The organism is Ramlibacter monticola (assembly GCF_016722785.1).
In the GTDB taxonomy this organism is placed as follows: Bacteria; Pseudomonadota; Gammaproteobacteria; order Burkholderiales; family Burkholderiaceae_C; genus Ramlibacter; species Ramlibacter monticola.
Window position 1 is genome coordinate 1 of sequence record NZ_JAEQNE010000006.1, and the last position, 11,209, is coordinate 11,209.

The 11,209-nt window shown below is 68.5% G+C and carries 10 protein-coding genes; 5 read left to right on the forward strand and 5 right to left on the reverse strand.

What is annotated here, in order from left to right; all coding sequences use genetic code 11:
- From JJ685_RS20750 to JJ685_RS20760, 4 genes are all read left to right on the forward strand, one after another.
- A partial coding sequence (locus JJ685_RS20750) for a calcium-binding protein (protein WP_201676257.1) occupies window positions 1–1,084 on the forward strand: 1,084 nt, incomplete at its 5' end.
- Window positions 1,085–1,155: 71 nt separating this feature from the next.
- On the forward strand, window positions 1,156–1,290 hold the full coding sequence (locus JJ685_RS30135; protein WP_269117430.1) for a hypothetical protein: 135 nt from the start codon (window positions 1,156–1,158) through the stop codon (window positions 1,288–1,290).
- Window positions 1,287–2,966 carry a type I secretion system permease/ATPase gene (locus tag JJ685_RS20755; RefSeq protein WP_201676258.1) on the forward strand — a complete coding sequence of 560 codons (1,680 nt, stop codon included), beginning with the start codon at window positions 1,287–1,289 and terminating at the stop codon, window positions 2,964–2,966. The genes JJ685_RS30135 and JJ685_RS20755 overlap by 4 nt, the downstream gene beginning before the upstream one ends.
- Window positions 2,967–2,981: 15 nt before the next feature.
- On the forward strand, window positions 2,982–4,322 hold the full coding sequence (locus tag JJ685_RS20760) for an HlyD family type I secretion periplasmic adaptor subunit (RefSeq protein ID WP_201676259.1): 1,341 nt from the start codon (window positions 2,982–2,984) through the stop codon (window positions 4,320–4,322).
- Between the two features lie 205 nt (window positions 4,323–4,527).
- On the opposite strand, the gene JJ685_RS20765 is transcribed toward JJ685_RS20760, so the two are convergent.
- Window positions 4,528–5,184, reverse strand: a complete 657-nt coding sequence (locus JJ685_RS20765) for an RlmE family RNA methyltransferase (protein WP_201676260.1) — start codon at window positions 5,182–5,184, stop codon at window positions 4,528–4,530.
- A gap of 22 nt (window positions 5,185–5,206) precedes the next feature.
- On the opposite strand from JJ685_RS20765, the gene JJ685_RS20770 reads away from it, so the two are divergent.
- Window positions 5,207–5,680 carry a YhbY family RNA-binding protein gene (locus JJ685_RS20770; protein ID WP_201676261.1) on the forward strand — a complete coding sequence of 158 codons (474 nt, stop codon included), beginning with the start codon at window positions 5,207–5,209 and terminating at the stop codon, window positions 5,678–5,680.
- Here JJ685_RS20770 and JJ685_RS20775 read toward each other — a convergent pair.
- The 4 genes from JJ685_RS20775 to carA form a co-directional block, all read right to left on the reverse strand.
- Window positions 5,658–6,110, reverse strand: a complete 453-nt coding sequence (locus JJ685_RS20775; RefSeq protein ID WP_201676262.1) for a DUF4149 domain-containing protein — start codon at window positions 6,108–6,110, stop codon at window positions 5,658–5,660. The genes JJ685_RS20770 and JJ685_RS20775 overlap by 23 nt on opposite strands.
- Before the next feature lie 2 nt (window positions 6,111–6,112).
- Entirely contained in the window at window positions 6,113–6,589 is a 477-nt protein-coding gene (gene greA, locus JJ685_RS20780) for a transcription elongation factor GreA (protein WP_201676263.1), read from the reverse strand.
- Window positions 6,590–6,685: 96 nt separating this feature from the next.
- Complete coding sequence (gene carB / locus JJ685_RS20785) at window positions 6,686–9,958, reverse strand: carbamoyl-phosphate synthase large subunit (protein ID WP_201676264.1); 3,273 nt, start codon at window positions 9,956–9,958, stop codon at window positions 6,686–6,688.
- Window positions 9,959–9,961: 3 nt separating this feature from the next.
- Entirely contained in the window at window positions 9,962–11,131 is a 1,170-nt protein-coding gene (carA, locus tag JJ685_RS20790) for a glutamine-hydrolyzing carbamoyl-phosphate synthase small subunit (RefSeq protein WP_201676265.1), read from the reverse strand.
- Between the last annotated feature and the right edge of the window lie 78 nt (window positions 11,132–11,209).

Consider the following 11,209-nt stretch of genomic DNA (forward strand, 5'->3'; position numbering starts at 1 on the left):
CTTCACCTCGGCATACACGCTAAGTGTCACGTTGGAGAACCTCACCTACGTCGGCACGGGCGACTTCACCGGCACCGGCAACGCAGCGGCCAACGTCATCACCGGCGGCGCCGGGAACGACACGTTGCGCGGCGGCACCGGCAACGACACGATCCACGGCGGCGACGGTGACGACACGATCGCCTATGCGTTTGGCGACGGCACGGATGTCCTCGACGGCGGGCTGGGACTCGATACCCTCGACATCCTCGGCACCGCTGCGGCCAACACCGTCAATGCCGTGGTCTCGGGGACGGCTCTCACCAGTGTCATGGGGCTCACGCCCGGGGGCATCGAGCGCATCACGCTCGACCTGCTCGCCGGCGTCGACTCCCTGAGCTATGGCAGCACCACGAGCGCCGTGACGGTGGACCTGGGCGCGGGCACCGCCTCGGGCTTCACGTCGATCGCCAACATCGAGAACGTGGTCGGCGGCTCCGGCAACGACACGCTGGCGGACAAGGCGGGCGTCACCAACATGCTGACCGGGGGCGGCGGCAACGACACCTACTTCGTGCACGACACAGCCGACGTGGTGATCGAAGCCGCGGGCGGTGGCACCGACGAAGTGCGCTCGTTCGCCAACACCTACGCGCTCGCCAATGCCAATGTAGAGAACCTGACCTTCGTGGGCGCCGGGAACTTCACGGGGACCGGCAACGCCTCGGCCAACACGATCACCGGCGGCGCAGGCAGCGACACGCTCTCGGGTGGCGGCGGCAACGACGTGCTGCGCGGCGGGGCCGGCAACGACGCCCTGACCGGCGGTGCCGGATTCGACGTGTTCGTCTTCGCGCCTTCCTTCGGCGCGGACACGGTCGCCGACTTCGACGCCAATCCGGCCTCCGGTGGCCAGGACGAGATCGACCTCGTGGCGCTGGGCATCACGAATTTCGCCGCCCAGGTGCACATCGACGTCGGCAGCTTCGGTGGCGATGCAGTTCTCGACACGCGGGTGACCATCGGCGCCGAGATCATCACGCTGTTCAGCGTCACCGGCGTGGGCGCCAACGTCGTGACCCAAGACGACTTCATCCTGAGTTGAGGGACGGAGGCCCCGGGCCGGCAGGCGTCGGCCCGGGGTCGGGCAGGAGCATTCAATCCGAAGGAGCAATCATGGCCGACGAACAGCAGAAGACTCCCGAGCCTTCCTCCGCCCGCGCGCAGGTGGGCAGCCAGCCTGGCAACCGCCAGCCCGAAAGGCGTTCAGTCGCCGACCCGCGCGCGGTGGCGGCCACGGTGGCCCGATGAAACCGCTGTGGAGTGAACTGCGGCCGCTGCTCGCCTGCATCGCGGCGTTCTCGCTGGTCATCAACGTGCTGTTCCTGGTGCCGGCGTTCTTCACGCTGCAGGTGTTCGACCGGGTGATCTCGGCGCACAGCCCGGAAACGCTGGTGGTGCTGCTCGCCGGCACCGGCGTGGCGCTGCTGATCCTGCTGCTGCTCGACTACGTGCGCACGCGGTTGCAGAACGTGATCGGCAACCTGGTCGACGAGCAGCTGTCGCCGCCCGTGGTCCAGGCCGTCGTGGCGCGCGCGGCCCGGGCGCCCGGCGCCACCCGCATCGACGGCGTGCGCGACGTGGCGGCGCTGCGTGCCATGTTCGCCGCCAACGGCCTGATCGCCCTCTTCGACACCCCCTGGGTGTTCGTCTACGTGGCCGTCATCTGGATGTTCCATCCGGCGCTGGGCATCGGCGCGGCGCTGGCGGCGCTCCTGATGCTCACGCTGGCCTGGCTCAACGACCGCCTCAGCCGAAGCGCGCTGGAGAACCTGCAGAAGGAAGGCCGCCGCGCCTCCCACTACGTGGAGAGTTCGCTGCGCAACGCCGAAGTGCTGCAGGCCCTGGGCATGACGCAGCGCCTGCTGGCGCGCTGGCGCGGCCAGCAGAACCGGATCGTCGGCCTGCAGACCCGCGCCAGCCGCCTCACGGTGGCCTTCACCGCGGCGACCAAGACGGTGCGCCAGGCCATCCAGATCCTGATGCTGTCCCTGGGCGCGTACCTCGTCCTGAGCCAGGAGGCCTCCGGCGGCATCATGATCGCCACCAGCATCCTGCTCGGGAAGGCGGTGCAGCCGGTCGAACAGCTGGTGGCCAGCTGGCGCGTGCTGATCGAGGCGCGCGCGGCCTACGGGCGGCTGGCGGAACTCTCGAAGGATTTCGATGCGGGCGATCCGCGCCTGACCCTGCCCGCGCCGGAGGGCCGGCTGGCCGCCGAGAGCCTCTCGTACCGTCCCGTCGGGACCGAGACCCTGGTGCTCTCGAACATCGCCTTCGCGCTGGCGCCGGGCGAAGCCCTGGCCATCGTCGGCCCGAGCGCCGCGGGCAAGTCCACCCTCGCCCGCCTGCTCACCGGCGTGTGGGCGCCCAGCAGCGGGCGGGTGCGACTCGATGGCGTCGACGTGGCCTACTGGCCTCGCGAGCAGCTCGGACCGCACATCGGCTACGTGCCGCAGGACGTGGAGCTGTTCGACGGCACGGTGGCCGACAACATCGCGCGGCTGGACAAGGTGGAATCCGAGGCCGTCGTCGACGCCGCCCAGCGCGCCAACGCGCACGAGATGATCCTGACCCTGCCACAGGGCTACGACACGCCGGTCGGCGAACAGGGATCGCGGCTGTCGCCGGGGCAGCGCCAGCGTGTCGCCCTCGCCCGCGCCCTCTACGGCAAGCCGCAGCTGGTGGTGCTGGACGAGCCGAACTCCAACCTCGACGGCGCCGGCGAGGTGGCGCTGGCGCACGCGATGGGCGCCCTGCGCGAAGCCGGGGTGACGACGGTCGTCATCACGCACCGGCCGTCGCTGATCGCGCACGTCGACAAGATCATGGTGCTGGGTTCCGGACGCATTCAGCAGTTCGGCCCGGCCAGCGAAGTGATGAAGGAAATGCAACGCCAGGCCCAGGCCGCCATGGCCAGGGCCGCCTGAACGACGGAGGGCATCATGAACACCCCGACACTCCCCGTGCCGCCCGGCGCCCGCCGCGGCCTCAGCCAGCAGCACGCCGCCGCGCGGCTCGTGCGCGCCGGTTGCTGGATCATCGTCGGCGCGGTGCTGCCCATCGGCTTGTGGATGACACAGGCCCCGCTGGCCATGGCGGTGGTGGCGCCCGCCGTGGTGAAGGTGGACCTGAATCGCCGTCCGGTGCAGCACCTCGAAGGCGGCACCGTGCGCGAGGTGCTGGTGCGCGACGGCCAACACGTGAACGCCGGCGAGCCCGTGCTGATCCTCGGGGACGTCCGGGTCGATGCCGAACGCAACCGCCTCGACTACCGAGTGCAGGTGGAACGCGCGGCCATGGCACGCCTGGAAGCCGAACAGGCGGTGGCGCCCGCGCTGCAGTTCCCCGCCGACCTGCTGCAGGCGGCCAGGCAGGACCCGCGCATCGAGCACGCGCTGGCCAAGGAAGCGGCGCTGTTCCGCGCCCAGCGCCATTCCCTCGACAGCGGCACCATCCTGATGGGCGCGCAGCGCGAGCGCGTGGAGCACGAGATCGAGGCCGTGCGCGCACAGATCGCGCAGGCGCGCCAGTCGCTGGAGCTGCAGCGCTCCGACCTGGAAAACAACCGCCGCCTCGTCGACCAGGGCTTCGTCTCCGCGAGCCGCATCTCCCAGCTCGAAGCCACCGTGATGGACTACGCGTCCAAGCTGGAGGAACGCCGCGGCGAGCTCGCCCGCGCGCAGCAGCGGCTGGTGGAGATTGACCTGAGGATCCAGACCACCCGCAACGACTACGTCAAGGTGGCCAGCGACCAGCTGAAAGCCACGACGCAGCAGTTCGGCGAGATCGAACAGGAGCGGCGCAAGTCCGACGACGCGGCGCGGCGGCAGGTCGTCGTGGCGCCCGCCGGCGGCGAGATCATCGACCTCAAGTACACCTCGCCCGGTGCCGTCGTGGCTGCCGGCGACACCATCGCCGGCATCGTGCCGCACGACACGCAACTCGTGGTGGAGGCCCGCGTGCGGCCCGAGGACATCGCCAACGTGCACCTGCAGCAGCGCGCGCGCATCAAGTTCATGGCGCTGAAGTACCGCAACACCACGATGGTGACCGGCCAGGTCACCTACGTCTCCGGCGACCGCCTCACCGACCGCCAGAACGGCCAGCCGTACTACACCGCGCTGATCCTCGCCGATGCCGGCGCGCTCGCCTCCATCGGCGACTTCAAGCTGCAGGCGGGCATGCCCGCCGAGGTCTACATCGAAGGCAGCCGCCAGACGGCGCTGCAGTACCTCGTCGAGCCGGTCGCCACCACCCTGCGACGCGCCGGCCGGCAAATGTGAACGCCGGCAGGGGCATTTCTTGCAGGAGGCCGCACATGAACATGCGCACCCTGGAACTGCTGGGCGCGGGCGCCGTCGCGCTGTGGGGCATGGCCGACGCCCTGATGAACGAGCCCGAATGGCAGCACGCCAGCGCCGCCTGCCGCCGCGACGCCCTGCCTCCGCTGGAATTCCGCTCAAACGCGGAGGCGGTGCCGCCGCCGGTTCAGCCCTTGAGGCCGATGCCGACCAGGAAGGTCTCCGAGGACTTGTCGCGGGAGGCCTTCGGCTTCAGCGGCTTGACGATCCGGAACCGCTCCTTGAACAGCTTGACGAGCTGGCTGTAGCCGCTGCCGTGGAACACCTTGCACACGAGGGCCCCCTCGGGCTTGAGGTGCGCGCCGGCGAAGTCCACGGCCAGTTCGACCAGGTGAGAGATGCGCGCGGAGTCCGAGGACGGAATGCCCGACAGGTTGGGCGCCATGTCCGAGACGACCACGTCGGCCTTGCGGCCGGCCAGCAGCTTGTCGAGCTCGGCGGCCGGTTCGGGCTCGCGGAAGTCGCCCTGCACGAAGGTGACGCCCTCGATCGGCTCCATCGGCAGGATGTCGAGCGCCAGGATCTGCCCTGCGAGCACGCCGGCGGCCGCACCCTCGGGCGCGAGCCTGCGGCGCACGTACTGGCTCCATGCGCCGGGCGTGGAACCCAGGTCCACGACGAGGTGGCCGGGCTTGATCAGGCCCAGGCTCTCGTCGATCTCCTTGAGCTTGTAGGCGGCGCGGGCGCGGTAGCCCTCTTTCTGCGCCAGCTTGACGTAGGGGTCGTTCAGGTGGTCGTTGAGCCACGCCTTGTTGACCTTCTTGCTCTTGGTTCGGACTTTCATGTATGCGTCGGATAATACGGGGATGCCAGCGATTCAACTGAGTGTGGCCGAGCGCAAGGCGCATCGGGCCGAAGCCCATCACCTCGATCCGGTGGTGATGGTCGGCAACGACGGCCTGACCGCCGCCGTCGTCAAGGAAACCAATGCGGCGCTGAACGCCCACGGGCTGATCAAGGTGCGCGTGCTCGGCGACGACCGCGAACAACGGGAAGCCATGTACCAGCAGCTGGCCGACCAGCTCAATGCCGCGCCGATCCAGCACATCGGCAAGCTGCTGGTGCTGTGGCGTCCGAAGCCGAAGAAGGCCAAGACCGAGGACGAGGACCGCAAGCCCGGCCCGCGCGAATTCAAGGTCGTCAAGAACTCCAGCCGGGGCGGCCAGCGGCCGGAGGTCAAGCGCGTGCGCGTGCTGGGCAACCAGCGCCTCACCCCCGGGGGGATGGTCAAGAAGGCGAAACCCAAGCAGAAGTCGGTCAAGAAGACCCGCGCGGAATAGCCGCCTCCGCGGGGGTGGCGGGAGCCGACACCTTCCACAGCACCACGAGCGCGCACAGCCACTGGGCGACATAGAGGGCCGACCCGAAGCTGTGCCAGACCGCCAGGTTCTGCCGCGCGACGATGCGCGGCGCCACCGCGAATTCCTGCACCAGCGCGCACAGCATCCCCAGCAGCACATAGGCCACCGCGCCGCGCGCCCAGCCCATGGTCGCGGTGCCTTCCGGGTCCCGCGCGCCCATCAGCACCACGATGCCGCACACGAGGCTCAGCCAGGACTGCGCCTCGAACAGCCGGCCGGCCAGCTGGCCGGCCAGCGCCGCCGAAGGCGCGTTGCGGAACAGCAGCGGCACGGCAAGGAACCCGATCGCGCCCAGGCTGCCCCACCAGAGGGCCGCCGCGAGCAGCGTCAGGCGCGCCTTCCAGTGCACGGTCAGAGGTAGTGGACCGCGACGATCTCGTAGCGGCGCAGGCCGCCGGGCGCCTGCACTTCGGCCGTGTCGCCCTCCTCCTTGCCGATCAGCGCGCGGGCGATCGGACTGGAGATGTTGATCAGGCCCTGCTTCAGGTCGGCCTCGTCCTCGCCCACGATCTGGTACTTGACCGTGGCGCCGCTGTCCTCGTCTTCGAGTTCGACGGTGGCGCCGAACACGATGCGGCCGCCGGCGTCCAGGCTGGACGGGTCGATGACCTGGGCCGCGGCCAGCTTGCCCTCGAGCTCGCGGATGCGGCCCTCGATGAAGCCCTGGCGGTCCTTGGCGGCGTCGTATTCCGCGTTCTCGGACAGGTCGCCCTGGGCCCGCGCCTCGGCGATGGCGGTGATCACGGCCGGGCGGTCGACCGTCTTCAGGCGGTGCAGTTCGGCCTTGAGCTTCTCCGCGCCGCGAATGGTGATGGGGATGGTGGCCATCTGGACTCCGTACAAAGCGAAACCGCCGAACGTTGCCGCCCGGCGGTTCTGTAATGACTACTGGCCCCGATTATAAAACCGGGGCCATTTTCGTGCTCAGCTCGCTTGCAACTGGGCGTGCATCTCCTGGACCGAGATGACGTCCAGGTTATCCACGGCCCGCATGCCCTCCACCGCCGCCTCGGCGCCGGCGATGGTCGTGAACGTCGTCACCCGGGCCAGCAGCGAGGAGGTGCGGATCGCGCGCGAGTCGGCGATCGCGTTGCGGCGCTCTTCCACGGTGTTGATGACCATGACGATGTCGTTGTTCTTGATCATGTCCACCACGTGCGGCCGGCCTTCCGTGACCTTGTTCACGCTCTCGCAGGGGACGCCGGCGGCGCGGATCGCCGCCGCGGTGCCCTTGGTCGCGACCAGCGGGAAGCCCATCTCGTGCAGGCAGCGGGCGACTTCCACCGCGCGCGGCTTGTCACTGTCCTTCACGGTCAGGAACACCTTGCCGGTGGGCTTGCCCTCGCCGTCGCTCGGCCTGGGCAGGCGGGTGCCCGCGCCCAGCTGGCTCTTCACGAAGGCCTCGCCGAAGGTCTTGCCCACGCCCATCACCTCGCCGGTCGACTTCATCTCCGGGCCCAGGATGGTGTCCACGCCCGGGAACTTGACGAAGGGGAACACGGCCTCCTTCACGCTGAAGTAAGGCGGCGTCACCTCCTTCGTGATGCCCTGCTGGGCGAGCGTGCGGCCCACCATGCAGCGCGCCGCCACCTTCGCCAGCTGCACGCCGGTGGCCTTGCTCACGTAGGGCACGGTGCGCGAGGCGCGCGGGTTGACCTCCAGCACGAAGATCACGTCCTGGCCGTCCTTCTCCTGGATGGCGAACTGCACGTTCATCAGGCCGACGACGTTCAGGGCCTTCGCCATGGCGGCGGTCTGGCGCTTCAGTTCGTCGATGGTCGCCTGCGACAGCGAGTACGGCGGCAGCGAGCAGGCGGAATCGCCCGAATGCACGCCGGCCTGCTCGATGTGCTCCATCACGCCGCCGATGTACACGGCGCCGCTGGCGTCCGCGATGCAGTCCACGTCGCACTCGATGGCGTCGTTCAGGAAGCGGTCCAGCAGCACCGGGGAGTCGTTCGACACCTTCACGGCCTCGCGCATGTAGCGCTCGAGGTCGCGCTGCTCGTGCACGATCTCCATCGCCCGGCCGCCCAGCACGTAGGAAGGACGCACCACCAGCGGATAACCCAGGGCCTGCGCCTTCTCCAGCGCCTCGGCCTCGGTGCGCGCCGTCGCATTGGGCGGCTGGCGCAGCTTCAGCTCGTTCAGCAGCTTCTGGAAGCGCTCGCGGTCTTCCGCCGCGTCGATCATGTCGGGCGAGGTGCCGATGATCGGCACGCCCTCGCGCTCCAGTCCCAGCGCCAGCTTCAGCGGGGTCTGGCCGCCGTACTGCACGATCACGCCGGTGGGCTTTTCCTTGTCGACGATCTCCAGCACGTCCTCCAGCGTCAGAGGCTCGAAGTACAGGCGGTCGGAGGTGTCGTAGTCGGTGGAGACCGTCTCCGGGTTGCAGTTGACCATGATGGTCTCGTAGCCGTCCTCGCGCAGGGCGAGCGCGGCATGCACGCAGCAGTAGTCGAACTCGATGCCCTGGCCGATGCGGTTGGGGCCGCCGCCCAGCACGATGATCTTCTTCCGGTTCGTCGGCTCGGCCTCGCACTCGTCCTCGTAGGTCGAGTACATGTAGGCGGTGTTGGTTGCGAATTCGGCCGCGCAGGTGTCCACGCGCTTGTAGACCGGGCGGACGTCCAGCTTCTTGCGCAGGTCGCGCACGGCCTTGTCGGTGGTCTTCAGCAGCTTGGCGAGGCGGCGGTCGGAGAAGCCCTTGCGCTTGAGCGCGCGCAGCGTGGTGGCGTCGAGCGCGGCCAGCGCCTGGTCGCCCTTCTCCTCCACCAGCTTGTCGAGGTCGAGTTCGATCTTCACGATCTCCTCGATCTGCACCAGGAACCACTTGTCGATCTTCGTGAGTTCGTAGACCTCGTCGACCGACAGGCCCATGCCGAAGGCGTCGCCCACGTACCAGATGCGCTCGGGACCGGGCTCGCCCAGTTCCTTCTCCAGCACCTCGCGGTCCACCGTCTTCTGGTTGAGGCCGTCCACGCCCACTTCCAGGCCGCGCAGGGCCTTCTGGAAGCTCTCCTGGAAGGTGCGGCCCATGGCCATCACCTCGCCCACCGACTTCATCTGGGTGGTGAGGCGGTCGTTGGCGTCCTTGAACTTCTCGAAGGCGAAGCGCGGGATCTTGGTGACCACGTAGTCGATCGAGGGCTCGAAGGAGGCCGGGGTCGCGCCGCCGGTGATCTCGTTGCGCAGTTCGTCCAGCGTGTAGCCCACGGCCAGCTTGGCCGCGACCTTGGCGATCGGGAAGCCGGTGGCCTTGGAGGCGAGCGCGGAGGACCGCGACACGCGCGGGTTCATCTCGATCACGATCATGCGGCCGTCGGCCGGGTTGATCGAGAACTGCACGTTGGAGCCGCCCGTGTCCACGCCGATCTCGCGCAGCACCGCCAGCGAGGCGTTGCGCATGATCTGGTATTCCTTGTCGGTCAGCGTCTGCGCCGGCGCCACGGTGATCGAGTCGCCCGTGTGCACGCCCATGGGGTCGAGGTTCTCGATCGAGCAGATGATGATGCAGTTGTCCTTCTTGTCCCGAACCACCTCCATCTCGAACTCCTTCCAGCCGAGGAGCGACTCCTCGATCAGCAGTTCGCTGGTGGGCGAGGCTTCCAGGCCACGCTTGCAGATCGTCTCGAATTCTTCCGGGTTGTAGGCGATGCCGCCGCCGGTGCCGCCCAGCGTGAAGCTGGGGCGGATCACGGCGGGGAAGCCGACCTGCTTCTGCACCGCCCAGGCCTCGTCGAGGCTGTGCGCGATGCCGGAACGCGCCGAGCCGAGGCCGATGCGCGTCATCGCTTCCTTGAACTTCAGGCGGTCTTCGGCCTTGTCGATGGCCTCCGGCGTGGCGCCGATCAGCTCGCACTTGTACTTGTGCAGCACGCCGTTGCGCCACAGGTCCAGCGCGCAGTTCAGAGCGGTCTGGCCGCCCATGGTGGGCAGGATCGCGTCGGGGCGCTCCTTGGCGATGATCTTCTCGACCGTCTGCCAGGTGATCGGCTCGATGTAGGTGACGTCGGCCGTGGCCGGGTCCGTCATGATCGTCGCCGGGTTGGAGTTGATCAGGATGACCTTGTAGCCCTCCTCGCGCAGCGCCTTGCAGGCCTGCACGCCGGAGTAGTCGAATTCACAGGCCTGGCCGATGATGATCGGGCCGGCGCCGATGATGAGGATGCTCTTGATGTCTTGACGCTTGGGCATGTCTTACTTCTTCTTCGCGTCCATCAGGCCGGTGAAGCGGTCGAACAGGTAACCGATGTCGTGGGGGCCGGGCGAGGCTTCCGGGTGGCCCTGGAAGCAGAACGCGGGCTTGTCGGTGCGCGCAAGGCCTTGCAGCGTGCCGTCGAACAGGGAGACGTGCGTCGCGCGCAGGTTCCCGGGCAGCGTCTTCTCGTCCACCGCGAAGCCGTGGTTCTGGCTCGTGATGCTCACGCGGCCGCTGTCGAGATCCTTCACCGGATGGTTCGCGCCGTGGTGGCCGAACTTCATCTTGAAGGTCTTCGCGCCGGAGGCCAGCGCCATGATCTGGTGGCCCAGGCAGATGCCGAAGGTGGGGTAGCCGTCCTCGATCAGCTCGCGGGCGGACGCGATCGCGTAGTCGCAGGGCTCCGGGTCGCCGGGGCCGTTGGACAGGAACACGCCGTCCGGATTGAGCTTCTTCACTTCGGCGGCGGGCGTCTTCGCCGGCACCACGGTGACCTTGCAGCCGCGCTCGGCCAGCATGCGCAGGATGTTCTTCTTCACGCCGTAGTCGAAGGCCACCACGTGGTGCTTCGGCTGCTCCTGCCGGCCGTAGCCGGTGCCCAGCTGCCACTCGGTCTGGTCCCAGCCGTAGCTCTTCGAGACCGTGACCTGCTTCGCGAGGTCGAGTCCGGCCATGGACGGCGCCTTGCGGGCCTCGGCGACCGCCTTCTCGACCAGCGCCGGCGTGATCTCCTCGCCCTGCCCCAGCCCCAGGATGCAGCCGTTCTGGGCGCCCTTGCTGCGCAGGATGCGGGTGAGCTTGCGGGTGTCGATGTTGGCGATGGCGACGGTGTTCTCGCGCTGCAGGTACTGCTGCAGCGTCATGTCCGCGCGGAAGCTGGAGGCGATCAGCGGCAGGTCGCGGATGATCAGGCCGGCGGCATGGACCTTCGTCGCCTCGACGTCCTCGGCGTTGACGCCATAGTTGCCGATGTGCGGATAGGTGAGCGTGACGATCTGCTGGCAGTAGCTCGGATCGGTCAGGATTTCCTGATAACCGGTGAGCGCCGTGTTGAACACGACTTCGCCGGTGGTGGCGCCGGTGGCACCGATCGAGTTGCCGAGAAAGACCGTGCCGTCTGCGAGCGCCAGGATGGCGGGCGGGAATGCGCCCTGAAGCGACGAAAGCACTGGGTTCTCCGGATGGTTACGGCACGCCCAGAACGCATGTCGAGAGGGGCTCTCGATGCTGCTTTTGTCGGGGGAGAG